The following is a 24,466-nucleotide window of genomic DNA, read 5'->3' as shown; positions in this document are numbered from 1 at the left end:
ATGCGTTTCGGAACCTTCATCCCTCAAGGCTGGCGATTCGATCTCGTCGGCATCGACCCCGCTCAGCACTGGGAGGTGATGAGCGGACTCGCGCAGCGGGCCGACGCCGGACCGTGGGAGTCGCTGTGGGTCTACGACCACTTCCACACCACGCCGGTCCCCTCCGACGAGGCCACGCACGAGGCGTGGACGCTCATGGCCGCGTTCGCCGCATCGACGAGCCGGATCCGCCTCGGGCAGATGTGCACGTGCATGGGCTACCGCAACCCCGCGTACCTCGCCAAGGTCGCCGCGACCGTCGACATCGTGTCGGGCGGCCGCACCGAGATGGGCATCGGCGGCGGCTGGTACGAGCACGAGTGGAAGGCCTACGGCTACGGCTTCCCGCCCGTCGCCGACCGGCTGCGCATGCTGCGCGAGGGCGTCGACATCATGAACCAGGCCTGGACGACCGGCCGTGCGACGCTGGACGGCCGCCACTTCCAGGTCGACGGCGCGATCGTGCAGCCCCTTCCCCTGCAGGACGGCGGCATCCCGTTCTGGATCGCGGGCGGCGGCGAGAAGGTCACGCTCAAGATCGCGGCGCAGTACGCGTCGTACACGAACTTCGCCGGATCGCTGGAGGACTTCGACCACAAGAGCGATGTGCTGCGCGGTCACTGCGACGCCCTGGGCCGCGACTTCGCGTCGATCACGCGTTCGTCAAACTTCAACACCGTCGTCGGCGCGACCGAGGCCGAGGCCCGCGATCGGCTCGCCGTCGTGATCGAGCGCCTGCGCCCGCACGTCGGCGACGAGCGTGCCGCCCACATCGAGCAGGACTTCCTCTCGTCGCCCGGCTTCGGCACGTCCGAGCAGGTCGCCGAGCGCCTCGCCGAGCGTGCCCAGCACGGCCTGGGCTACAGCATCCACTACTTCCCCGAGGCCGCGTACGACCTCTCCGGAGTCGAGCTGTTCGAGCACGAGGTCATCCCCGCGCTGAGCTGAGCCGCGTCGTCTTCGCGAGTCGGTCGCTGAGCGAGGAGCGCTGGCGACGAGACGAAGTGTCCTCGCTCCGCTCGACGACCGGTGCCCGCGCACCGGTCGTCGAGCGGAGGGCGCTCTGGCGCCCGCAGGCGAAACGGGGCTCGCCGCGATCGGCTCAGAGCAGGGGAGCGACCGGGGCGTAGCCGTCGGGGTCGATGACGGGGATGCCGGGGCCGCCGCCGAACACGCGGGTCGTGCCGGGCGTCGACGACCACGCGGGCCACCCGGGGTCGCCGCCGGTGATGAGCGCGACGGCGGCTCGGTGCGTCTGGTCGGCGAGCGCCTGCGGCGGGTTCGGACCGGTGAGGTGGTCGATGCGCACCGCGTCGAGGCAGTCGAACCAGAACGGCACGTCGATGCAGTGCACGGCCATGTCATGCGTCATGCCGGGCTGCGTCGAGCGGAACGCGTACCGGTAGACCCAGGTCGGGGCCTCGCCCCGCGCGGTCGCGGTGCGCACCACGGCCGTGCGGAACACGCGGTCGGTGATGTACCGGCCGAGCACTGCGGCATGGCCGCGGGCCACGACGTCGCGGTTCGCCGCAAGGTACGCCGGGCGCCGGGCGCCCTTCAACCCCGACTTGCCGAGCAGAAGGCCGAGGGGGATCCAGCGCAGCTTGTTCGCCGCGCCCGACACGATCATCGAGAACTCGTCCTCGGTGGCGCCGAGCACGAGCGGCTTGCCGGCGCCGACGCCCGCGGCGATGGACTCGAGCGTCGGGCGTGCGATGAGGTCGCCGTCGATCGCCGGACCCAGGGTCAGGCCGTCGTCGAGCAGCTTCGTGACCGCCCCCGCCCCGGACACCTCGGTCGCGGCCTTCTGCGCCTCGATGATGCGCTCCTCGGGCACGGTCGAGAGCCCCGCCCGCGTGGGCGCGACGCCCACGCGGGTGGCGACGTCGCGGCCGATCCGCTCGGCCGTCACGGCCGGGACGTCGGCGGTGGCGGCCGACAGCGCCCACACCGAGTGGAAGAGGTGCTGGGCCGCCGGCATCCCGAGCAGCGTCAGCACCGCCCCGCCACCGGCGGACTGCCCCGCGATCGTGACGCGCGCGGGGTCGCCGCCGAACTGCGCGATGTTGGCCTGCACCCATTCGAGGGCCAGCAGCCAGTCGCGTACGCCGCGGTTCGAGGGTGCGTCCTCGATCCACCCGAAGCCGTCGAACCCGAGACGGTACGAGATCGAGACGGTCACCACGCCGTCGCGGTTGAACGCGCGTCCGTCGTACCAGGGGCTCGCGGGCGAGCCGGCGAAGTAGCCGCCGCCGTGGATCCAGACGAGCACGGGCAGAGCCGCATCCGTCTCGCCCGGCGCAGGGGTGAAGACGTTGACGTTGAGCGTCGCGTCGCCGGGCACCGACGGCTCGGGGATGAGCGTCACGCCCGGGTCGCCGCGCTGCGCCGTGGCACCGTACTCCAGCGCGTCGCGCACGCCCTGCCACGGCTCGGCCGGCACCGGCGCGGCGAAGCGCAGGTCGCCGACGGGCGGCTGGGCGAACGGGATGCCGAGGAACGCGGCGCTGCCGCCGTCGCCGGGCTCGCCCCGCCAGAACCCGCGCACACGGCCCGTGACCGTGTCGGCTTCGGCGTACCGGGTGGTGGTGTCGGTCATGACGTCTTCCTCGGGGTCAGCAACTCGAACAGTGCGTCGACGGTGGTCGCCATGTCGACATCGGGCTCCAGCATCCACTGCACCTGCATGCCGTCGGCGACGGCCTGGAAGAGGCGTGCGAGCACGTCGGGTTCGACGCGGTCGTCGATGTCGCCGGATGCCTGGCCGGCGGCGATCGCAGCGGCGAAGAAGCCGCGCAGGTCGGCGCCGCGCTGCACGAAGTAGCCGTGGGCGGCGTGCTCGGGATCGGCGGCGTCGACGGACAGGCGGGCGAACAGGTGGACCAGACCGGGCACGTCGGCGTTGTGCCGGACGACGCCGAGGTAGCCGGTGCGCACCGCGTCGAGGTCGAGGTCGCCCGCCGCGGTCAGGCCCTGCACGGGGTCGCCGTTCACGCCGAGGCTGACCGAATCGATCTCGTCGCGCTTGCGGAGGATCTCGGTGAAGAGCTCCTCTTTGCTGTCGAAGTAGTGGAGGAGCCCGGCCTGGCTGAGGCCGACGGCATCCGCCAGCTCCTTGACCGACGCCCCCCGGTAGCCCTCGCGGGCGATCACGTCCAGTGCGCGCGTGAGGATCTCTTCGCGCTTGGCCACGCCTTTGGCGTAGGAGCCTCGTCGCCCCGTTCGGCTTTCTGCCATAGGAGAAGTAAACCGAACAACGCTTGATTTCTCAAAACCTAGTGACATATGGTTTTCTCTCGAGGCGCTCGATGAGGAGTGCCCGCCACCCGAAGCAAGGACCGTCCATGACAGCGCCGTCAGAGCCCATCGCCCCCATGACCACCAACACCTTCGTCGAGAACGCGACCGGAATCGACGATCCGCCGGCACCCGTCAAGGGCCTGCGGCGGCTGATGTGGTCGATCGTCCCCGCGAACATCGCGATCTTCATGGTGTGGGGAGCGGTGCCCGGCATCCTGCTTCCCCAGCAGGTGACACTCGCATTCGGCGACGAGAATCAGATCAACGTCGCCAACCTCGCGATCATCTCGACCATCGGCGCCTTCGCCGCGATGATCGCGCAGCCCATCGCGGGACAGATCTCGGACCGCACCCGCTCCCGCTTCGGGCGCCGCGCGCCGTGGATCGTGCTCGGGTCGCTCGCGGGCGCGCTGTCGCTCGTCGGCCTCGCCTTCGCGAACAGCCTGGTCGGCTTCATCATCGCGTGGACGCTCGTGCAGGTCTGCTTCAACTTCGCGCAGGGGCCGCTGTCGGCCGTCATGCCCGACCGCGTGCCGATCAAGCGCCGCGGCACGTTCGCCGCCCTCACCGGCATCGGCCTCATGCTGGGCGCCATCGGCGGTCAGATCGTCGGCGCCCTGTTCTTCGACAGCATCTCGTTCGGCTACATCGTGTTCGCGGCGCTGTCGGTGGTCGTGCTGCTGCTCTTCGTGGTGCTCAACCCCGACTACCCGAGCACGAAGCTCCAGCCCGAGCCGTTCGACCTGAAGGAGTTTCTCAGCACGTTCTGGGTCAGCCCGACCAAGCACCCCGACTTCTTCTGGGCCTTCACGGGACGCCTGCTGCTGTACACCGGATACTTCGCGGTGACCGGCTACCAGCTGTACCTCCTGCAGTACTACTTCCACATCGACGAGCCGAAGACCGTCATCCCGCTCCTGGGCCTGCTGAGCCTCGTCGGCATCATCATCTCGACCGTCGTGTCGGGGCCGCTCTCCGACAAGGTCGGCCGCCGCAAGCCGTTCGTCTTCGGCTCTGCCGCCGTCGTGAGCCTCGCGTTCCTGCTGCCGTGGTTCTGGCAGGACATCAACGCGTGGATGATCATGACCTTCATCGCCGGCTTCGGGTTCGGCATGTTCCAGGCGGTCGACACGGCGCTGATCAGCGAGGTGCTGCCGTCGGCCAAGTCGTTCGCCAAGGACCTCGGCGTCGTGAACATCGCGGCGACACTGCCCCAGACGCTGGCCCCCGCCGTGTCGGGCGTCATCGTGCTCGTCTTCGGCTACCAGGGCCTCTTCCCCGTCGCCATCGTGCTCGGCATCCTGGGTGCCATCGCGATCTGGCCGATCAAGGCCGTCCGATGACGTCGGCCGTCTCGGCCTCGCTGCCTCTCGACAACCCCGATGAAAGGAACCCCATGAGCATCCCCGATGTGACGGAACTCACCCTCGAAGAGAAGGCGTCGCTGACCAGCGGCGCGAGCTTCTGGTACACCAAGGCGGTCGAGCGCGTGGGCGTGCCGGCGATCATGGTGACCGACGGCCCGCACGGTCTGCGCAAGCAGCGTGAGGGCGGCGACCACCTCGGCATCGGCGACAGCGTGCCCGCCACCTGCTTCCCTCCGGCGGTCGGTCTGGGCTCGTCGTGGGACGTCGACCTGATCCACCGCGTGGGTGAGGCGCTCGGCACCGAGACCTCGATCGAGAACGTCGCGGTGCTGCTCGGCCCCGGCATCAACATCAAGCGCTCGCCGCTGTGCGGCCGCAACTTCGAGTACCTCTCGGAGGACCCGATCGTCTCGGGCGTGCTGGGCGCGGCCATCGTGAAGGGCATCCAGTCGAAGGGCGTGGGCACCTCGCTCAAGCACTTCGCGGCGAACAACCAGGAGAACGACCGCATGCGCGCGTCGTCGGACGTCGACCCGCGACCGCTGCGCGAGATCTACCTGCGCGGCTTCCAGCGCGTGGTCGAGGACGCCCAGCCGTGGACCGTGATGTGCTCGTACAACCGCATCAACGGCGTGTACGCGTCGGAGGACCCGTGGCTGCTCACGCAGGTGCTGCGCGATGAGTGGGGCTTCGAGGGTCTCGTCGTGTCGGACTGGGGCGCGGTCAACGAGCGCGTGCCGGGACTCGCCGCCGGCATGGACCTCGAGATGCCGTCGTCGAACGGCGTCACCGACGCCCAGCTCGTCGCCGCCGTCAAGGACGGGTCGCTCGACGAGTCGGTGCTCGACGTGGCCGCGGGCCGCGTGCTCGACCTGGTGCGCAAGGCGTCCGATGGTGCGGGTGCCGTGGCGGGGCCGCTCGACGTCGACGCACATCACGCGCTGGCGCGCGAGGCGGCCGGTCGGTCGATCGTGCTGCTGCGCAACGAGGCCCCTCGACAGGCTTCGGGACCCCTCCTGCCGCTCGCACGCGACGCGCGCATCGCGGTGATCGGCGAGTTCGCGGCATCCCCTCGCTACCAGGGCGCGGGGTCCTCGATGATCAACCCGACGCGTCTGGACAACGCGCTGGACGAGATCCGCGCGCTCGCGACCGGCGATGTGGCGTACGCGCAGGGCTTCAGCAACGCCCTCGACGTTCCCGCCGACGAGGCGGGGCGCCTGCGGGACGAGGCGGTGGCCGCGGCGGCGGACGCCGAGGTCGCTGTGCTGTTCCTGGGCCTGCCGGCCCGTCTGGAGTCCGAGGGGTACGACCGCGACGACATCGACCTGCCGGCCGCGCAGCTGGCGCTGCTCGACGCGGTGCTCGCGGCGAACCCGAACACGGTCGTCGTGATCTCCAACGGCGGCGTCGTGGCGCTCCCGTTCGCGGACCGCGTGCCCGCGATCGTCGAGGGCTGGCTGCTGGGGCAGGCCGGCGGTGGTGCGACGGCGGACGTCCTGTTCGGCGAGGTCAACCCGTCGGGCAAGCTCACCGAGACGATCCCGGTGCGCCTGGAGGACACCCCGGCGTTCCTCGACTTCCCGGGAGAGTTCTCGCACGTCCGCTACGGCGAGGGCCTGTTCGTCGGCTACCGCTGGTACGACGCACGCCGCCTCGAGGTCACCTTCCCGTTCGGCCATGGCCTGTCGTACACGACCTTCGCGTACGGGGATGCCGCCGCCTCGGTCTCGCCGTCGGGCGACGTCGAGGTGACCGTCGCCGTCACCAACACCGGTGAGCGCGCGGGCCGCGAGGTCGTGCAGGTCTACACGGGCCTCGCGTCGTCGCAGGTGCAGCGCGCGCCCCGCGAGCTCAAGGGGTTCGCGTCGGTGGCTCTCGAGCCGGGCGAGACGCAGACGGTGACCCTCACGGTGCGCCGCCAGGACCTCGCGTACTGGGACATCCGCGCCGACCGCTGGGTCGTCGAAGGGGGCTCGTACACGGTGTCGGTCGGTGCGTCGAGCCGTGACCTGCGCTCGAGTGTCGAGGTCGCCGTGGACGGCGATGTGTTCACGCTGCCGCTGACGCGCTCGTCGTCGATGGGCGAAGTGCTGCGCCACCCGGTCGCGGGGCCGATCGTGCAGGCCGCGATCGCACAGATGATGGGAGGCATGGGCGACAGCGCGGCGTCGATCATGCCCGAGGGCGTGGACTTCTCGAAGATGATGGAGTCGTTCCCGATCGGCCGCATCGGCATGATGGGTGCGCTCGCCGGTGACGGTGACGGGGCAGGCGTCGGCCCCGAGATGATCGACGGGCTCATCGCGATGGCCAATGCGGGAGGCGTACCGCCGCAGGGTTGACCCCTTCGAACGCGGATGCCGCGACCCCGTCGGCCATGGGCGCCGGGGCCGCGGCATCCGCCGTTCGTGGGGCTGCTCCCAGAAGTGGTGGTCCGTTTTACGCGATGAACTTCCGGTTCACACGGTGGTGAGGGAACTTCCGGTTCACACGAGTGAGGGAAACTCGCCGTTCCGCGGGCGATGAACTTCCTGTTCACATGGCGCACCGCTCACTTGTTCGATGCACGTCCGGCTCACACGGCGGTGAACTTCCGGCTCACACGGCGGTCGAGGTGTCGTGTGAACCGGAAGTTCATCGGTGTTCTTCGTACTGGCCTGCGGGAAGGGAAGGGAGAGGAAGGGAAGCGACCGGCTTCCGCGGCGATGACCGGGCGCGGCGCTCGCCGGGAGCAGACAGGGTGACCGACGGCCCCTGACGTCAGCTCGCGAGGAAGGCGAGCAGCGCCTCGTTGACCTCGGCGCCGTGCGTCCACAGCAGGCCGTGCGGGGCACCCTCGAGTTCGACGTAGGTCGCGTCGGGGAGCAGCTCCTTGAACCGGCGCGCCGTCTTGTCGATCGGGAGGATGTTGTCGGCGGTGCCGTGGAGGATGAGCGTCGGCACGTCGATCGCGGGGATGTCGCCACGGAAGTCGGTCGGCCACGTCAGGGGAGCGGCGGCGATCGCGGTGTTGCCGGCGTGGTTCGCGACCTGCACGCTCGCGTCCAGCGCCTGCTGCGAGGTACGGGAGCCGAGGGTGTCGTCGAGGTTGTAGAAGTCCTGGAAGAATCCGGCGATGAAGGCGTAGCGGTCCTCGCGCACGGACTGGGCGATGCCGTCGAAGAACGACTGCGGGCCCGCGCCGTCGGGGTTGTCGTCGGTGATGAGCAGGTACGGCTCGAGCGATCCGAGGAACGCGGCCTTCGCGATCCGCGACGAGCCGTAGCGCGACAGATACCGGGCGATCTCGCCCGTGCCCATCGAGAACCCGACGAGGATCGCCTCATGCAGGTCGAGGTCCTCGATCAGCGCGTGCAGGTCGGCGGCGAAGGTGTCGTAGTCGTACCCTGAGCCCACCTTGCTGGACGCACCGAACCCGCGGCGGTCGTACGCGATCACGCGGTACCCGGCGCCGAGCAGGGCAGCCTGCTGCTTTCCCCACGACTCGCCGTCCAGCGGAAAGCCGTGGATCAACACGATGGGCTGCGCGTCGGCCGGCCCCTGGTCGGTGTAGTAGAGGTCGACGTCGACCGAGTTCTCGGTCCCGACGGTGATGTACGCCACGATCGCTCCTTCCGGGCCGCGATGGATGCTTCGTCTCGCGCCTCGCTCAGCACGAGTGCCGCAGCCCTGCGTCCGACGCTAGGCCGCGGCATCCCTCCGCGCCAGTCCGCGTGTCGCTGCGCGACAGGCGTTCACACGTCGTTCAGCCCTACCCGGTCGTTGAGCGGAGCGAGGAACGAGCGAAGACGAAACGTGGCGAGGCGTTTCGAGAACCGGACCGACGACGACGAGACTCAGTCGCGGGCCGCCCCGGCGGACGGGGTGACCGTGAAGATCGTGGGGGCGGCGAAGCCGGCTGCGGCGAACGCGGCGGTGGCGGCATCCCGAACCGCGTCGACCTTGTCGTGGGCGACCAGGGCGATCGCCGCACCCCCGAAGCCGCCGCCGGTCATCCGGGCGCCGATCGCGCCGGCCGAGAGCGCCGCCTCGACCGCCGTGTCGAGCTCGGGCACCGAGATCTCGAAGTCGTCGCGCATCGACGCGTGCGACGCGACGAGCAGGTCTCCGATGGCCGTCGGACCCTGCTCGCGGAGCGTCCGGACGGTGTCGAGCACGCGCTGGTTCTCGGTCACGACGTGGCGCACGCGGCGGAAGGTGACGTCGTCGACGAGCTCCTGCAGGCGCGGCAGATCCTCCAGCGACACGTCGCGCAGCGCCGGCACGCCGAGCGCCGCGGCACCGCGCTCGCACGCGGCGCGCCGCTCGCCGTAACCGCCGGTCGCGTGCGAGTGCTTGACGCCGGTGTCGATGACGACGAGCTCCAGGCCGGCCTCGGCGAAGCCCAGGTCGATCACTTGCGCGTCGAGGGACCGGCAGTCGAGGAAGATCGCCGCGTCGGGGCGGCCGAGCAGCGACGCCATCTGGTCCATGATGCCGGTGGGCGCACCGACGGCCTCGTTCTCGGCGCGGCGGCCGACCTTGGCGAGCGCCACGCGGTCGAGGTCGATGCCCCATGTCTCGGCGAGGGCGACCGCGGTCGCCCCTTCGATCGCCGCCGACGACGACAGGCCGGCGCCGACGGGCACGTCGGACGCGAAGGCGAGGTCGACGCCGGTCACGTCGGCCGGGTCGGTCTCGGATGCCGCCAGCAGCGCCCACGCCACGCCCAGGGGGTAGCGGGCCCACTCCGGGACGTCGTCGCGCTGGTCGGGGAAGACGACGTCGAGCACGTCGAGCGCGAGCTCGGCCGTCGCGTCGTCGAACGTCGACGCGACCCGCACGCGGAACACGCCGTCGGTGCGCGGCGCGAGCGCCACGTGCGTGCGGTGCTGGATCGCGAAGGGCAGCACGAAGCCGTCGTTGTAGTCGGTGTGCTCGCCGATGAGGTTGACGCGACCCGGCGAAGACCACGTGCCGACGGGTTCGGCGCCGAAGCGCTCGGCGAACAGGGCGCGTGCGGCGGCCGTGGTGTCGTGGGCCTCGGGGGCACGGGTCTCGGCGGCGGTCACAGGGTCTCCTCGGGGATGAGTGCGACGGCCTCGCGCAGCTTCGCGGCGGCCGCCTCGGGCGGGATGTCGCCGATCCAGGCGCCCATGGCGGCCTCGGATCCGGCGAGGAACTTCAGCTTGTCGGCGGCGCGACGCGGCGAGGTGAGCTGGAGGTGCAGCCGGGCGGTGTCGCGTGCGCGGTGCACGGGCGCCTGGTGCCACGCCGCGATGTAGGGGGTCGGCGAGTCGTACAGCGCGTCGACGCCGCGCAGCAGCCGCAGGTACAGCGGGGCGAGCTCGTCGCGCTCGGCGTCGGTGGTCTCGGCGAAGTCGGCGACCTGGCGGTGGGGCAGCAGGTGGATCTCGATGGGCCAGCGTGCGGCGAACGGGACGAACGCGGTCCAGTGCTCGCCCTCGAGGATCACCCGCTCGCCGGCGCGCTCGAACTCGAGGATGCGGTCGAACAGGTCGGGTCCCTCACGGTCGATCGAGGCCAGCAGGCTCGTCGTGCGCGGCGTGATGTAGGGGTAGGCGTAGATCTGCCCGTGCGGGTGGGGGAGCGTCACGCCGATCGCCTCACCGCGGTTCTCGAACGGGAACACCTGCTCGATGCCCGGGAGCGCCGACAGGGCCGCGGTGCGGTCGGCCCACGCTTCGATCACGGTGCGGGCGCGCGTCGGGGTGAGCGAGCCGAACGACCCGGAGTGCTCGGGGCTGAAGCACACGACCTCGCAGCGGCCCACGCTCGTGCGGGTGCGGCCGAGTCCCGGGGCGACGAGGTCGTCGAGGTCTCGGGGGGCATCCACGCCCGCAGGTGCATCGCCGTGGGCGACGGCGAGCGCGGGGCCGAACGACGGGGACTTGTTCTCGAACACGGCGACGTCGTAGCGCGAGGGGATCTCGGACGGGTTCGTGGGCGTCTGCGGCGCGAGCGGGTCGAGCTCGGCAGGCGGCAGGAAGGCACGGTTCTGCCGGGCCGCGGCGATCGACACCCAGTCGCCGGTGAGCACGTCGCGGCGCATGGTCGCCGTCTCGGGGCGCGGGCCGAGCTCGCGGGCGTCGATCGCCCGCTCGGTCCCGAGGGTCGTGTCGGGGTCGTCGTAGTAGATCAGCTCGCGGCCGTCGGCCAGGCGCGTGGGGCGCTTGACGACGCCGGCGCCGAGGGTGACGGCATCCGTCCCGAACTCAGGTGTGTTCACGTCAACATGCTAGCCGGGGCGCTATGTTAGCGTCAACACGAATCGGGGGAGCATGGCCGACAGGCGGGTATCGATGGCCGACGTCGCCGCACGCGCCGGCGTCTCAGGGCAGACGGTGTCGCGCGTGGTCAATGGCAGTCCGCGTGTGGACCCCGAGACCCGCGTCCGGGTGGAGACCGCGATGGCCGACCTCGGGTACCGCCCCCACCGTGCCGCGCGAGCCCTGCGGACGGGCCGCACGCAGACGCTCGGGCTCGTCGTGTCGAGCCTCGCGTCGGTCGGCAACTCGCGGATGCTCCAGGCGGTGGCGGATGCCGCCGCCTCGCGCGGCTATGCGCTCACGGTCGTGACGCTCGGCGCCGACGGGGACGTGTCGGCGGCGTTCGAACGACTCGGCGAGCAGGGCGTGGACGGCGCCATCGTGCTGAACGAGGCGACCGCCCGCGTCCGCGACGCCGACGTGACCGGAGCCGGACTGCGCCTGGTGGTGGTCGACTCGCCGCGCGACGACAGGTTCGGAGTCGTCGAGACCGATCACGCGGGCGGGGCGGCCTCGGCCGTGGCCCATCTGCTCGGCCTCGGGCATCGCACCGTCCACCATCTGGCCGGACCTGCCGGCTCCTTCGCGGCGGACGAGCGCGAGCGCGGCTGGCGCGAGGCACTCGCGGGGTCCGGCCTGCCCGTGCCGGACCTCGTGCGCGGAGACTGGACCTCGGCGTCGGGGCGCGGTGCGGCATCCACTCTCCTCGCCGCACAGGCGACGGCGGTCTTCGCCGCGAACGACCAGATGGCGCTCGGCATGCTGCGCGGGATCGCCGAGGCCGGTCGCGAGATCCCCGGCGACGTGAGCGTCGTCGGCTTCGACGATGTGGCGGATGCCGCCGACTACCGTCCGCCGCTGACGACGGTGCATCAGGACTTCGACGCCCTGGGCGCCCGGGCGGTCGCCGCACTCGTCGACGCGATCGAGACCGGTGCGCCGACGTCTTTCGAGACGGTGCCGACCCGGCTCGTGGTGCGTGACAGTACGGGGCCTGCGTCTTCCGCGCGTTGAGCGATCGAGCGGGGACCGACCGCTCGCTCAGCGACCGGAGGTCGCGTGGCTGCGGGCCTCCCAGCCGGTGCGGACCATCTCGTCGACGGTGTAGCGGTTCTTCCAGTCCAGGTCGCGGGCGGCGAGCTCGCCCGTCGCGACGATGCGGTCGGGATCGCCGGGGCGGCGCGGCCCGATCTCGGGTGTGAAGTCGATGCCCGTGACGCGGGCCATGGCATCCATGATCTCGCGCACGCTCAGCCCGTTCTGCGAGCCCAGGTTGTACGCGGGCTCGAGCGGCTCGCCGGCGAGCAGGCGCTGGGCAGCGGCGACATGGGCGGCGGCGATGTCGGCGACGTGCACGTAGTCGCGCACGTTGGTGCCGTCGGGGGTGTCGTAGTCGTCGCCGTTGATGCGAGGGGTGCGGCCCTCGATGAGGGCCTCGAATACGAGCGGGAAGAGGTTGTGGGGGCTCGTGTCGTACACGACCGGGTCGCCTGAGCCGACGACGTTGAAGTACCGCAGCGCGGTGTGCCGCAGCGGATGCTGCGTCTCGGCCGTCGCGACCGCCTGGTCGCGGATGAGCCACTCGCCGATGAGCTTCGATTCGCCGTAGGGCGAGGCGGGGCGCTTGGGCAGGTCCTCGGTGACGAGGGGGACGTCGGGCGTGCCGTACACCGCGGCCGACGACGAGAACACCAGGTTCGACACCGCCGCGTTCTGCATGGCCTCCAGCAGCGACCGCGTGCCCTCGACGTTCTGTGCGTACGTGTGGAGCGGGCGCTGCACCGAGACCCCCGCGTACTTGAACCCCGCGAGGTGGATGACCCCGACCACGCCGTGCTCGCGCAGCGTGCTCTCGACGAGCGCCGTGTCGAGGATGGACCCGTTCACGAACGGCACGCCCTCGGGCACGAACTCGGCGTGACCGCTCGACAGGTCGTCGATGACGACGGGCGCCAGGCCCGCCTCGACGAGCGCGCGGACGATGTGGGCGCCGATGTAGCCGGCGCCTCCGGTCACGAGCCAGGACATGTCACTCCGTCGGGTCGGGGGCGGGTTCGCGTTCCATTGTGCCCGGTCGCGAGTGGATGCCTCGTCCCGGGGCGATCGGGAGTCAGAGCCGGGCGGCCCAGCGGGCGGCGCGCTGCAGCAGCGCCGCGAGGGCGGGGGAGTCGTACGCGCGCTCGTCGTGCCCGAGCGACGACACGACCGCGCGCGTGGGCTGCTCGCGCACCCACACGGCCGGGTGCTCGGCGCCGTCGACGTCGTGCACGGCGAGCACGCGGGCGTCGGCGTCGACCACGAGGTCGCTGTAGCGCTCGTCGAAGACGTCGAGGTGCGGCATCCCGTCGGTGATCGTGTGGTTGGCGTCGACGACGCGCACGCGGGCCTCGTCGATGGGCGGGTGCCACGAGGTCCCGGGAACCCATTCGCCCCCGATCGCCGCGCGCCATGCGGGGTGGTCGCGCAGGCTCGACAGGGCGGCGTGCACTCCGATGAGCCCGATGCCGCGCGCGATGGCGGAGGTGAGCCCCGCCTCGGCCGCGGGGTCCGCGCGGGGCGCGCCGTCGTTGCGCCACGGATCGCCCGCGTTCACGACGAGCAGGTCGGCGCCGTCGAGGTGCGCGAGAGCGTGGTCGACGTCGTCGTCCACGATGGCGTCCCATCCGTCGGCGCGCAGGACTTCGGCGATGCGGGCCGACGTGGTCGGATAGGGATGCCACGGGTCGGCGTACCGGCCGGTCCCGGTGGCTATCACGGCACGGGGGCGCGTCGGGCGTTCCATGAGTACCATGATCTGCAGGATAACGCTTTCCCGCGTGGAGGAGAACCATGGCACACACCGTCGTGATCGCCCCGGACTCGTTCAAGGGCACCATCGCCGCCGCGGCCGCCGCCCAGGCGCTGGCGACCGGGTGGACCGAGGAGCGGCCGGCGGACGACGTGCGGCTCCTGCCGATGGCAGACGGCGGCGAGGGCACCGTCGACGCGTTCGCGACCGCGGTGCCCGGTGCCCGCCGCATGCCGATCGCGGTCACCGGACCCGAAGGAACAGAGGTGGAGGCGTCCTGGGTGCTGCTGCCGCCCACGCCCGAGGCGCCCGCCGGCACCGGCATCGTCGAGCTCGCGTGCACGAGCGGCATCGAGCTGCTCGGCACGCCGGCCCGCCTGCGGCCGTTCGACGCGCACACGTGGGGCTTCGGCGAGGCGATCGCGGCCGCCCTCGCACACGGCGTCTCGCGGCTCGTGCTGGGGATCGGCTCGAGCTCGTCGACCGACGGCGGTGCCGGCATGCTCGCGGCGCTCGGCGCCCGGTTCGCAGACGCCGCGGGACGACCGATCGCTGACGGCGCCCGAGGGCTGGCGGACGTGGCGACCGCCGACCTGTCAGAGCTCGCGGCGCTTCCGCCCGGCGGGGTCACCGTCCTCAGCGACGTCACGAATCCGCTCCTCGGAGAGCGCGGCGCCGCGGCCGTGTTCGGCCCGCAGAAGGGGGCGTCGGCGTCCGACGTGGCCGTGCTCGACGCCGGACTCGCCCGCTGGGCCGACGTGCTCGGCGCCGCCGCCGCGGATCGGGATGCTTTGTCGAGTCGGTCGCTGAGCGAGCGCCGGCGAGACGAAGCGGCCTCGCTCAGCACGAGTGCCGCCGGCGCAGGTGCGGCCGGAGGCACCGGCTTCGGCCTGCTGGCGTGGGGCGCCGAGCTCGTGCCCGGGTCGGCGGCGGTCGCGGAGCTGGTGGGGCTCGGCGACGCGGTGGCGGCGGCATCCATCGTCGTCACGGGCGAGGGGTCCTACGACGGGCAGTCTGCCGCCGGCAAGGTCCCCGCGCACGTCGGTGCGCTCGCGGCCGCGGCAGGCGTGCCGGTGGCTCTCGTGGCGGGGCGCATCACGGCCGACGCGGACGTGTCGGGATTCGCTGCGACCGCCTCGCTCACAGAGCTCGCGGGGTCGGCGCAGGCGGCCATGTCCGACCCGGTCCGCTGGCTGGTGGCCGCGGGGCGCGAGCTCGCGCGCACGTTGCCCGGCGCCGGTTGACCTCTCAGGAACTGTCGCCTAAGGTGGCGGAGGCCGTTTCGGCCCTCAGACCAGGAAGGCAGGTGATGCGCGATGTCCAGTGATAGTCGCCGCGCCACCGTTTCGTCTTCGCTGGTCGGCATCTCGATGCACTGATCCCTCGCGGGCGAGCGGTGGCGCCGGTGCGCGCGTCTGCGCGCGCCCTCCTTCACGGTGCCTGCGGCGCCGTGCCGACGCGCGAGCAATCGAGGTGAATCATGATGGCCCTGATCGACAACGCCGTGTACGTCCAGGGGCGACGTACACAGGACCCGGCGAACCTGAACGCGACGTACGAGGTCATGCGCGACCGCGGCGGAATGGCCTGGATCGGGCTGTACCGCCCGACGGCGGGCGAGGTGCGCTCCATCGCCGACGAGTTCGGCCTGCACCCGCTGGCGGTCGAGGACGCGCTGACCGGTCATCAGCGATCGAAGCTGGAGCGCTACGGCGACACGCTGTTCGTCGTGCTGCGCCCCGCGCGCTACCTCGACGCCGCCGAAGAGGTCGAGTTCGGCGAGCTGCACGTGTTCGTCGGCCCGGGCTTCGTCGTGACGATCCGCCACGCGGAGGCGCCGAACCTCGGCAAGGTGCGCCGCCGGCTCGAAGCCGCACCCGAGCTGCTGGCGATGGGACCGGAGGCGGTGCTGTACGCCGTGCTCGACGAGGTCGTCGACGAGTACGGGCCGGTGATCGCCGGGCTCGAGAACGACATCGACGAGATCGAGGACCAGCTCTTCGGCAACGCCGACGCCGACGTCGAAGCGGTGTCGCGCCGCATCTACGACCTGTCGCGCGAGGTCATCGACTTCCAGCGGGCCGCGCAGCCTCTCGCCGGGATGCTCGAGGCGCTGCGTCGCGGCTCCGACAAGTACGCCGTCGACCTCGAGCTGCAGCGGTACCTCCGCGACGTGCTGGACCACGTGCTGCGCATCGTCGAGCGCGCCGGGGCGTTCCGCTCGATCCTCGAGAACGCGCTCAACGTGCAGTCGACGCTCGTGGCGCAGCGCCAGAACGAAGAGATGCGGCGCATGAGCGAGGCCGGGCTCGCGCAGAACGAGGAGATCAAGCGCATCTCGTCGTGGGCCGCGATCCTGTTCGCGCCGACGCTCATCGGCACCGTGTACGGCATGAACTTCGACCACATGCCCGAGCTGCACTGGACGTTCGGCTATCCGCTCGCCCTGCTGATGATGGTCGGCCTCGGGTTCGGGCTGTACGGGGTGTTCAAGCTCAAGCGCTGGCTGTGAGGCGATCGCTCGACGACCGGGTCAGCACTCCCGGTCGTCGAGCGGGTTCAGGGTGTTCAGGGGACCTGCAGCACGCCGTTGCGGCGGTGGGGCAGGCGCGCCAGGGACTCGTCGCGCAGTACGGCGGGCAGCAGAGCGGCCGGTGCGTCCTGGAACACGACGGGCCGCAGGAAGCGGCGGATCGCCGTCGCGCCCACCGAGGTGTGCAGTGACGTCGTCGCGGGCCACGGACCGCCGTGGTGCTGCGACCAGGTGACCGCGACGCCCGTGGGCCAGCCGGCGAACAGCACGCGCCCTGCCTTGCGGGTCAGCACCTCGAGGACGGCCGCGACGTCGTCGGAGTCCTCCGCGTGCAGGGTCGCGGTGAGCGAACCGGGCACCGCCTCCAGCGCCGCGTGCAGCTCGTCCTGCGACGAGTAGCGGACGAGGAGGGTCACCGGACCGAAGCACTCCTCCAGCAGCACCGAGGGGCGGGTGGCGACGGCCGCGGCATCCGTCGACAGCACGACCGGCTGCGCCGACCCGGGCTCTGCCGGCAGGCCCTGTGCGACCACGGCCACGGACGGATCGCCCTCCAGATGGGCCACGCCCGAGGGGAAGGCCTCGGTGATGCGCTCGGTGAGCAGCGGACCGCCCGCCGCGCCCGCGGCGAAGCCGGCCACGAGCTCTTCGAAGCCCGCCCCCTCCGGGACGAACACCACCCCGGGCTTCGTGCAGAACTGGCCGACGCCGAGCGTGAACGAGCCGACGAGGCCCTGCGCGAGCGCCTCGCCTCGGGCGGCGACGGCGGCAGCCGTGATCACGACGGGGTTCACCGAGCCGAGCTCTCCGTAGAACGGGATGGGGTCGGGGCGCCCCGACGCGAGGTCGAACAGGGCTCGGCCGCCGCCCAGCGAACCGGTGAAGCCCGCCGCCTGGATGACGGGATGCTGCACCAGCGCGTTGCCGGCCTCGCGGCCTTCGACGAGCCCGAGCGAGCCCTCGGGCGCCCCGGCCTCGACCAGCGCTGCGGCCACGAGCTCGGCGGTGCGCTCCGACAGGCGCGGGTGCCCCGAGTGCGCCTTCACGATGACCGGGTTGCCGGCGGCGAGCGCGGACGCGGTGTCGCCGCCGGCGACCGAGAAGGCGAAGGGGAAGTTCGAGGCCGAGAACACGGCCACCGGACCGACGCCGGTGAGCATGCGGCGCAGCTCCGGCCGGGCGGCGGACGCGTCGGCGTCGTCGACGGTCAGCTCCAGATACGAGCCCTCTTCGACGACCGTCGCGAACAGCCGCAGTTGGCCGGTCGTGCGTCCGACCTCGCCGCGCAGGCGGGTCTCGCCGAGCCGCGTCTCTTCGTCGGCGATGGCGACCAGCTCGTCGAGGTGGGCGTCGAGCGTGTCGGCGGCGGCACGCAGCCACGAGGCCCGGGTGGCGGCGTCGGCGGCGCGCCAGACCGGCGCTGCGGCTGCGGCTGCGGCGGTCAGAGCATCGAGTTCGGCGGTCGTAGTGGTCATGGTGTGTCCTTTGCGGGGAGCAGACGAGGTGCGGGGAGCGGGGTCAGCGGAAGCGGAGGCCGAGGCCTGCGTGCGGCGTCTCGGTGAGGGTGGCGTCGACGATGCGCACGGGCGACGGATCGGCGAGGGCGCCGAGCGCGCCGAAGCCGGCATCCTCGACGTCCTCTGCCATCGGCGCGGGAACCCCGGCGACGGCGAGAAGGGTGAGCGCGAGCTGCCCCGAGAGCTCGGGAAGCAGGTGAGGGTGCAGGGCGGCTCCATACTCGGCCGCGATCGCGGCGATGCCGAGGAACGGCGTGATGCCGCCGACCCGCACGACGTTGGGCTGCACGATCTGGGCGGCGCCCGTGCGCAGGAAGTCGTCGAAGCGATAGGTGGTGTGCAGGTTCTCGCCGACGGCGATCGGTGTTCCGCTGGAGACCGCCAGCCGGCGCGCCAGCTCGACGTGCCCGTACAGGTCGTCTGCCCGCAGCGGCTCCTCGATCCAGGCGGGCGAGACCTCGGCGAGCACCTCGAGGGAGCGTGTCGCCCGGTCGAGCTCCCACCGCTGGTTCGCGTCGATCATGAGCGCTCGCTCGGGACCCAGAACCTCCCGCACGGCCCGCATGCGGTCGAGGTCTTCGGCGACATCGGGCTTGCCCACCTTGACCTTCACCGCCTCGTAGCCCGCGTCCACCCAGCGGCGTACCTGGGCGACGAGCTCGTCGATGCTGTAATGCAGGTTCACGCCCGAGCCGTACGCGCGCACGCTGTCGCGCTGCGCGCCGAGGAATCCCGACAGCGAGGTTCCGTGAGCCCGGACGGCGGCATCCCACAGGGCCAGGTTCAGCCCGGCCATCGCGATCGTCGTGATGCCGCCGCCGCCGGCCTCGTGGAGGTGCTGCCACAGGGGGAGCCATTCCGACCCGGGGTCGGCGGACCGGCCCAGCGCGAAGGCCGCGATGTCATGGGCGAGCAGCGCGTGCACCGCCTCGGCGCCGATCTGCGGGGTCCACGAGAAGCCCCAGCCCTCCGCGCCGTCCGATCGGACCACGTGCGTCGCGACGACGCCCACCGACGTGACGTCGGCGGCCCACGGCCGTGTCAGCGGGACCCGCAGCAGCCGCGCCTCGAAGCGGGCGATCGTCGGGCCGGCGTCGAAGGCCGCGCCCGCGGCATCCACCGACGCACTCGTCACAGCAGCGCCCGTCCAGCGGCCAGGATCTCGGCGAGCCGGTCCTGCTGCGCGGGGGTCGGGTCGACCAGCGGTGCGCGCACCGAGCCGACGGGCAGGCCGCCCAGGCGCAGACCCGTCTTGATGAGCGAGACGCCGAAGCCGGGCGTCTCGTCGCGCAGGCGCACGAGCGGCGAGTAGAAGCCGTCGAGCAGGGCGTTGCGGTGGTCCTCGTCGCCGGCGACATACGCGCGGTAGTACGCGTTCGCCACCTCGGGGATCATGGCGAACGCCGCCGACGAGTACAGCGGGATGCCGATGCCGCGATAGGCGCCCTGCGTCAGCTCGGCGGTGAGCAGGCCGTTGAAGAACGCGAAGTCGTCGCGCCCCTCGGCGGCGACCGCCCGCACGATCTGCTGCGCGAGGCCGACGTCGCCCACGCCGTCCTTGAAGCCCGCGACCTTCGGGTTCTGCGCGAGGCGGCGCACCGAGTCGGCCGAGAACTGCGCGTTGGCGCGGTGATAGATCACGACGGGAAGATCGGATGCCGCGGCCACCGCCTCGACGTACGCCACGAGCCCCGCCTGCGGACCCGAGACGAGGTAGGGCGGCAGCACCAGCAGCGCGTCGGCTCCGGCGTCGGCGGCCGCGCGGGCGAGTGCCTTCGCGTGCCCGAGCGGACCGCCGGTGCCCGCGACGACGGGCACGCGCCCGGCGACGGTCTCGGTCGCGACCTGCACGACACGGGTCGCCTCCTCGGTCGACAGCGCGTGGAACTCGCCCGTGCCGCACGCCGGGAACACGCCGCCCGGCGCGTGCGCGAGCGTGGTCTCGAGGTGCTGCCGCAGCAGGTCCTCGTCGACGCGGTCCTGCGCGTCGAAGGGGGTGACGGGGAAGAAGAGGATGCCGTCGAAGTTCACGCCAGCACGTCCTTTCGGGCGAGGTCGGGGAGGGGATCGGTCGCGGTCACCGAATCAGTCGCGGTCGCTGGGCCTGTCGGAGCGTCGCGGAGCTCGCCGCGCCACGAGTGCGCGGGACGCCAGCCCAGCACGTCGCGGGCCTTCGCGTTCGAGAACGCCGGGGTCGTGCCCGTGAGCACCGCGGCGACCTCTTCGGTGCCCGGGTAGAAGCGGGGCACGAGCTCGGCGAGGGGCTCGCGGGCCAGCGCGTCGTCGGCGGCGACGAAGAACGTCTCGCCGTTCGGGATCTCGGGGAGCGCCGCCAGCAGCGTGTCGGCGAACACCGCGACGTCGCGCGCGTCGACGTAGTTGAAGATCGCCGGCGCCGACAGTGCGGGGTCGTCGAGCCGTTCGCGCACGGTGTGGCCCTGCTGGGTGAGCGCGCCGGCCCATTCCTCGGGGGCGATGACGTAGCAGGGGCGGAACGCCGCGAACCGCGTCGCGTCGCCGGTCTGGCGTGCGAGCATGGCGATCGTCTGCTCGATGAGCAGCTTCGACAGTGCGTACGCGTTCCAAGGCCGCGCCGGGGTGCTCTCGTCGAGCGGGAAGCGGTCGGGGACCCAGCCGGTCGGAGCACCGTAGCCGAGCACGGTGGGGCTCGATGCCGCGACGACTCGGCGGATGCCGGCCTTCACCGCTCCGCCCAGCACCGAGACGGCGAGCCCGGCGTTCGTGCGCATGATGACGTCCTCGGGTGCGCTGAACGGCACGGCGATCGCGGCGAGGTGGATGAGCGCGTCGGCGCGCGTGCCGGCGAGCGTCTGGACCGTGGCATCCGCGTCGCTCAGGTCGATGGCGACCTGCTCGACGCCGGCGAGCTCGGGGGCGTCAGAGACGGCGCGATCGAGCGAGACCAGGTCGTGCCCGGATGCCGCGAGCCCGGCGACGAGGCTCCGACCGAGGCGGCCGGCGCCGCCGGTGACGGCGATGCGGGTCATCCTCGGACCGCCGCTGCGGCGCCCGACGCGAGGAAGCGGATGCCGAGGTCGGCGACCTGGACGGGCAGGCCGGTCTCGAGCGACCGGTTTCCGGCGATGCCGACGGCGATGGAGCGCACGCCGTCGCGCCAGTCCGCGGGGCGGGCCAGCGGGTCGTCGCCGGGCCCTTCGAAGACATCGGCCAGCAGCAGGGCGTCTCCGCCGCCGTGACCGCCGTCGCCGCTGATGATGGGAACCTCGTACGCGGCCTCCCAGTGCTTCTGCACGACGAGGCGCTCGCCCGCGGGACGCAGCGACCCGGACGCGCCGGCGTGCACGGCCGACGGATCGAGCACGGGGTGCAGGCCCTCGTCGGCCAGCACGGCGCCGCGCTCGACGACCTCCAGCTCGGCGCGGCCGAGGGTGCCGTTGACCGCGACGCGGTAGCCCTCCCACGGCGAGTGCGCGTTGAGGGAGTAGCTGAGCGTCGCGCCGGAGGCGTAGTCGACGACGAGCGCGAGATTGTCTTCGATGGTGATGCCCTCGCCGAACACGTCGCGGTCACGCAGGTAACCGTCGTGCTGCTCGGCGTCGAGGTACAGCGCCTTCAGCCGCGCATCGTCGCGCAGGTCGAGCTCGAAGGCGTCGCCACCGTCATGGGTGCCGCGGGCGGGACGATCGCCGAGGCCGCGGGCGGCGGCGTTGTCGGCGCCGTAGAACCGCAGCCCGCCCGACGCGTACACCCGGCGCGGGGCCGACCGGATCCACCAGTTGACGAGGTCGAAGTGGTGGCTGGCCTTGTGGACGAGCAGGCCTCCCGAGTGCTCCTTCTCGCGGTGCCAGCGGCGGAAGTAGTCCGCACCGTGCTTGGTGTCGAGCACCCACGAGAAGTCGACGGAGGTGACCTCGCCGATCGTGCCGTCCTGGATCACCTGGCGCAGCGCCGAATTGCGCGGCGAGTACCGGTAGTTGAACGTGATGACGACCTCGCGGCCGGTGCGGTCGATCGCATCCTCGATCGCCGCGGCGCTCGGCCCGTCGATCGTGAGGGGCTTCTCGACCACGACGTCGGCGCCGGCATCCAGCGACCGGACGATGAGCGGGGCGTGCAGGTCGTCGCGCGCACAGACGACGACACGGTCGACCTGCTGGTCGCGGACCATCGCCTCCAGATCGTCGGGCCCGTAGACCGCCGGCGCGCGGTGACCCGCCTCGGTCACGCGGTCCACGTAGTACTGCGCGCGCACCGGGTTCGGCTCGCAGATCGCCACCAGGGCGGCGTCGTCCGCGTAGCGACCGATGATCGCCTCGACGTACATCTGGGCGCGGTGACCTGCACCGACGAGGGCATACCGGCGATGGCTCATCTCACTCCTTCAGGAAACGTTTTCTCAGACTACCACGGAAGAGAGAAAGCGGTTCCTCGCTTGGCGACTCCTGGGTCAGGCCGCCGGGCCGGTCGAGCCGCGCACCGTGAGCTCGGGGCGGAGGGTGAGCGGATGCCCCGGCTCGGCGCCCTCCAGCAGGTCGTGCATGCGCGCCCACGCCTGGGCGCCGAGCTCTGCCGCCGGAACCGCGGCGGTCGTCAGCGGCGGCGTGGTGTACCGGGCGAACGGGATGTCGTCGAAGCCGACGATCGACAGATCGGCCGGGATGCGGCATCCACTCTCCTGCACCGCGCTGAGCAGGCCCATCGCCACGAGGTCGTTGAAGGCGAGGGCCGCCGTCGCGCCGGACGCCAGCACCGCCGCACCCGCCTCGGCCCCCGCTTCGAAGTCGACGCCGCACGGGATCTCCGACACCTGGGTGTCGGGGTGGGCGGCGACGAACTCCGCGATCGCGTCGAGGCGCGCGGCGTTGGCGACACTGCCGGCGGCGCCGGCGAGATACACGACGCGACGGTGTCCGAGATCGTGCAGGTGCTCCAGCTCGGCCGTCAGCGCGCTGCGGTAGTCGGCGCGCACCGACGGCGCCTCACCGGCGCTGCGGTTGATCAGCACGACCGGGCGCAGGCCTCCGACCAGGCGATCGAGCTCGTCCTGCGGCAGGCGCGGCGCGCACAGGATCACGCCGTCGGTGCGGCGGCGGGTGGTGCCCGCGAGCACGCGCTCCTCGTCGACGGACTCCGCCGAGTCCGCCACGAGCACGTGGTAGTCGTCGGCCGCGGCCGCGCGGCTGAGTCCGCGCAGGATCTCTTGGAAGGTGGGGTTGCCGAGGTCAGGCACCACCACCGCGACCGTCTGCGTGCGCCCGAGCACAAGGCTGCGGGCGACGGGGCTCGCGGTGTAGTCCAGGGCGGCAGCGGCATCCTTCACCCGCTCGGCGAGTGCGGGATCCACCGTCGGATTGCCGTTGAGCGCGCGCGACACGGTCGACAGCGACACTCCGGCCCGCGCGGCGACGTCGGCGATCGTGACGCGGGTCGCGCCGTCGTTGCGTCGGGTCATGCGTCTCCTTCCGGTCGGCTCAGCCTAGCCGGGCAGGAAACGCTTCCTGTGGAACCCTCAGCCGCGCGGCGGGGTCGAGCCCCGCACGACCACGTCGAGGGCGAGGGGCGGTGCGGTGTCGTCCCACTCCGCATCGGTCGCCGCGTGCAGGGCGCGGTAGCCGAGCTCCTCCAGCGGGACGTGCACGGTCGTGAGGCCCGGGCGGATGTCGCGGCCGGTCGCGATGTCGTCGAACCCCGCGACCGCGACGTCCGAGCCCACCTGGCGTCCGGCATCCCGGATCGCCGACATGATGCCGATCGCGACCACGTCGCTGATGCCGAAGACGAGGGTCCCTTCGGGCAGCCCGTCGGCCAGCAGCCGCTGCGCGATCTCGTACCCGGCGTCGCGGGTGAAGCCGCCGCGTCGCACGTCGCGCACCGTCCCGCCGCCGGCGCCGAAGCCCTCGCTGAAGCCGGCGACGCGGTCGTCGGAGGTGCGGATCCCCTCGGAGGCCGCGACCACGACCGCCTCGCGATATCCGAGGCGTGCCAGCTCGGCGCCCAGCGCCGCCGCGCCGCCGCGGTTGTCGAGCGCGACGCTGCGTGCCGTCCCTCCTCCGGGACCCACCACGACGACGCGGCCGCCCATGTTCGAGAAGGCCTCGAGCTCGCCGGCCAGCCCGACCGCGTCGGTTCCTTCCGTGCGGGATGCCGCCAGGATGAGCCCTCTCGGCCGCTGACCGCGCAGCGCCCGGACCAGGCGCACCTCGCGCTGCGGGTCTCGCTCGGTGATGGCGATCGTCACGACGAGGCCGGCCTCGTCGGCGCCGCGCGCGACGCCGGACGCGAGCTGTCCGAAGTAGGGGTCGGCGATGTCGGCGACCAGCAGTGCGACGATCGCCGCGGTGCCGCGCGCCGTGGCCTGCGCTGACAGGTTCGCGGTGTAGCCGAGCTTCTCGGCGGCGGTCTCGACGCGCTCGCGATAGCTCTCGGCCACCTTGCGGGTGGAGCCGTTCAGCACCCGCGACGCGGTGGCCAGCGAGACGCCCGCCTCGCGTGCGACGTCGTGCAGGGTGGCAGCGCCTCGGGAGGGCGCGGATGAGTCGCTCACAGGGCAGAGTCTAGAGCCTGTGTCCGGTTGCGCCATCGAGCCCGGGAAGCGATTTCCGCGTTACCGGTAACATCGGGAACCGCACTGCCCGCGCATCTGCACCCGCAGCCGCACCCTCGCGAAG

20 protein-coding genes are annotated in these 24,466 nt (G+C 72.1%); 6 read left to right on the top strand and 14 right to left on the bottom strand.

What is annotated here, in order from left to right:
• Nucleotides 1-987 (top strand): LLM class F420-dependent oxidoreductase, encoded by a 987-nt coding sequence (locus tag FB391_RS13630; protein WP_141895157.1) that lies wholly within the window; start codon nucleotides 1-3, stop codon nucleotides 985-987.
• Nucleotides 988-1,141: 154 nt separating this feature from the next.
• Here FB391_RS13630 and FB391_RS13625 read toward each other — a convergent pair whose 3' ends face one another.
• Together FB391_RS13625 and FB391_RS13620 are read right to left on the bottom strand one after the other, a co-directional pair.
• On the bottom strand, nucleotides 1,142-2,638 hold the full coding sequence (locus tag FB391_RS13625; protein WP_141895155.1) for a carboxylesterase/lipase family protein: 1,497 nt from the start codon (nucleotides 2,636-2,638) through the stop codon (nucleotides 1,142-1,144).
• Complete coding sequence (locus FB391_RS13620) at nucleotides 2,635-3,231, bottom strand: TetR/AcrR family transcriptional regulator (protein WP_141895153.1); 597 nt, start codon at nucleotides 3,229-3,231, stop codon at nucleotides 2,635-2,637. Before FB391_RS13620 ends, FB391_RS13625 begins: the two co-directional genes overlap by 4 nt.
• Before the next feature lie 152 nt (nucleotides 3,232-3,383).
• Here FB391_RS13620 and FB391_RS13615 point away from each other — a divergent pair, with 152 nt between their 5' ends.
• Together FB391_RS13615 and FB391_RS13610 are read left to right on the top strand one after the other, a co-directional pair.
• A complete protein-coding gene (locus FB391_RS13615) occupies nucleotides 3,384-4,682 on the top strand; it encodes an MFS transporter (protein WP_141895151.1) in 1,299 nt (432 codons plus the stop codon).
• Nucleotides 4,683-4,735: 53 nt separating this feature from the next.
• On the top strand, nucleotides 4,736-7,051 hold the full coding sequence (locus FB391_RS13610) for a glycoside hydrolase family 3 C-terminal domain-containing protein (protein ID WP_141895149.1): 2,316 nt from the start codon (nucleotides 4,736-4,738) through the stop codon (nucleotides 7,049-7,051).
• Between the two features lie 418 nt (nucleotides 7,052-7,469).
• Here the strand turns inward: FB391_RS13610 and FB391_RS13605 are convergent, their stop codons facing one another.
• From FB391_RS13605 to galT, 3 genes are all read right to left on the bottom strand, one after another.
• Complete coding sequence (locus tag FB391_RS13605) at nucleotides 7,470-8,312, bottom strand: alpha/beta fold hydrolase (protein ID WP_141895147.1); 843 nt, start codon at nucleotides 8,310-8,312, stop codon at nucleotides 7,470-7,472.
• A gap of 233 nt (nucleotides 8,313-8,545) precedes the next feature.
• Nucleotides 8,546-9,760 carry a galactokinase gene (galK, locus tag FB391_RS13600; RefSeq protein WP_425462956.1) on the bottom strand — a complete coding sequence of 405 codons (1,215 nt, stop codon included), beginning with the start codon at nucleotides 9,758-9,760 and terminating at the stop codon, nucleotides 8,546-8,548.
• Nucleotides 9,757-10,938 (bottom strand): galactose-1-phosphate uridylyltransferase, encoded by a 1,182-nt coding sequence (galT, locus tag FB391_RS13595; RefSeq protein ID WP_141895145.1) that lies wholly within the window; start codon nucleotides 10,936-10,938, stop codon nucleotides 9,757-9,759. Before galT ends, galK begins: the two co-directional genes overlap by 4 nt.
• 73 nt (nucleotides 10,939-11,011) lie before the next feature.
• On the opposite strand from galT, the gene FB391_RS13590 reads away from it, so the two are divergent.
• Nucleotides 11,012-11,992, top strand: a complete 981-nt coding sequence (locus FB391_RS13590; RefSeq protein ID WP_185843076.1) for a LacI family DNA-binding transcriptional regulator — start codon at nucleotides 11,012-11,014, stop codon at nucleotides 11,990-11,992.
• A 27-nt stretch (nucleotides 11,993-12,019) separates the two neighbouring features.
• On the opposite strand, the gene galE is transcribed toward FB391_RS13590, so the two are convergent.
• Together galE and FB391_RS13580 are read right to left on the bottom strand one after the other, a co-directional pair.
• Nucleotides 12,020-13,006, bottom strand: a complete 987-nt coding sequence (gene galE, locus FB391_RS13585) for a UDP-glucose 4-epimerase GalE (protein ID WP_141895140.1) — start codon at nucleotides 13,004-13,006, stop codon at nucleotides 12,020-12,022.
• 82 nt (nucleotides 13,007-13,088) lie between these two features.
• Entirely contained in the window at nucleotides 13,089-13,760 is a 672-nt protein-coding gene (locus FB391_RS13580) for a ThuA domain-containing protein (RefSeq protein ID WP_141895138.1), read from the bottom strand.
• Between the two features lie 47 nt (nucleotides 13,761-13,807).
• Between FB391_RS13580 and FB391_RS13575 the strand changes: the two genes are divergently transcribed.
• Both FB391_RS13575 and FB391_RS13570 read left to right on the top strand, forming a co-directional pair.
• On the top strand, nucleotides 13,808-15,010 hold the full coding sequence (locus tag FB391_RS13575) for a glycerate kinase (protein WP_141895136.1): 1,203 nt from the start codon (nucleotides 13,808-13,810) through the stop codon (nucleotides 15,008-15,010).
• A 239-nt stretch (nucleotides 15,011-15,249) separates the two neighbouring features.
• Nucleotides 15,250-16,278, top strand: coding sequence for a magnesium and cobalt transport protein CorA (locus FB391_RS13570; protein ID WP_141895134.1), 1,029 nt, complete (start codon nucleotides 15,250-15,252; stop codon nucleotides 16,276-16,278).
• Between the two features lie 56 nt (nucleotides 16,279-16,334).
• Here FB391_RS13570 and FB391_RS13565 read toward each other — a convergent pair whose 3' ends face one another.
• From FB391_RS13565 to FB391_RS13535, 7 genes are all read right to left on the bottom strand, one after another.
• Nucleotides 16,335-17,774 (bottom strand): aldehyde dehydrogenase (NADP(+)), encoded by a 1,440-nt coding sequence (locus FB391_RS13565; protein WP_141895132.1) that lies wholly within the window; start codon nucleotides 17,772-17,774, stop codon nucleotides 16,335-16,337.
• Nucleotides 17,775-17,817: 43 nt separating this feature from the next.
• Nucleotides 17,818-18,951: a mandelate racemase/muconate lactonizing enzyme family protein gene (locus FB391_RS13560; RefSeq protein WP_246093514.1), complete on the bottom strand. Its 1,134-nt coding sequence runs from the start codon at nucleotides 18,949-18,951 to the stop codon at nucleotides 17,818-17,820.
• Nucleotides 18,948-19,847 (bottom strand): 5-dehydro-4-deoxyglucarate dehydratase, encoded by a 900-nt coding sequence (locus FB391_RS13555; RefSeq protein ID WP_141895130.1) that lies wholly within the window; start codon nucleotides 19,845-19,847, stop codon nucleotides 18,948-18,950. The genes FB391_RS13560 and FB391_RS13555 overlap by 4 nt, the downstream gene beginning before the upstream one ends.
• Nucleotides 19,844-20,824, bottom strand: a complete 981-nt coding sequence (locus tag FB391_RS13550; protein ID WP_141895128.1) for an NAD-dependent epimerase/dehydratase family protein — start codon at nucleotides 20,822-20,824, stop codon at nucleotides 19,844-19,846. The genes FB391_RS13555 and FB391_RS13550 overlap by 4 nt, the downstream gene beginning before the upstream one ends.
• Nucleotides 20,821-22,170, bottom strand: coding sequence for a Gfo/Idh/MocA family protein (locus FB391_RS13545; RefSeq protein WP_141895127.1), 1,350 nt, complete (start codon nucleotides 22,168-22,170; stop codon nucleotides 20,821-20,823). Before FB391_RS13545 ends, FB391_RS13550 begins: the two co-directional genes overlap by 4 nt.
• 75 nt (nucleotides 22,171-22,245) lie before the next feature.
• Nucleotides 22,246-23,250, bottom strand: coding sequence for a LacI family DNA-binding transcriptional regulator (locus FB391_RS13540; protein WP_141895125.1), 1,005 nt, complete (start codon nucleotides 23,248-23,250; stop codon nucleotides 22,246-22,248).
• A 57-nt stretch (nucleotides 23,251-23,307) separates the two neighbouring features.
• Nucleotides 23,308-24,342 carry a LacI family DNA-binding transcriptional regulator gene (locus FB391_RS13535; protein ID WP_185843075.1) on the bottom strand — a complete coding sequence of 345 codons (1,035 nt, stop codon included), beginning with the start codon at nucleotides 24,340-24,342 and terminating at the stop codon, nucleotides 23,308-23,310.
• Between the last annotated feature and the right edge of the window lie 124 nt (nucleotides 24,343-24,466).

Source organism: Microbacterium kyungheense (assembly GCF_006783905.1).
In the GTDB taxonomy this organism is placed as follows: Bacteria; Actinomycetota; Actinomycetes; order Actinomycetales; family Microbacteriaceae; genus Microbacterium; species Microbacterium kyungheense.
Note: the sequence above shows the minus strand (reverse complement) of the source record. Positions and strands in the feature narration are given on the sequence as shown.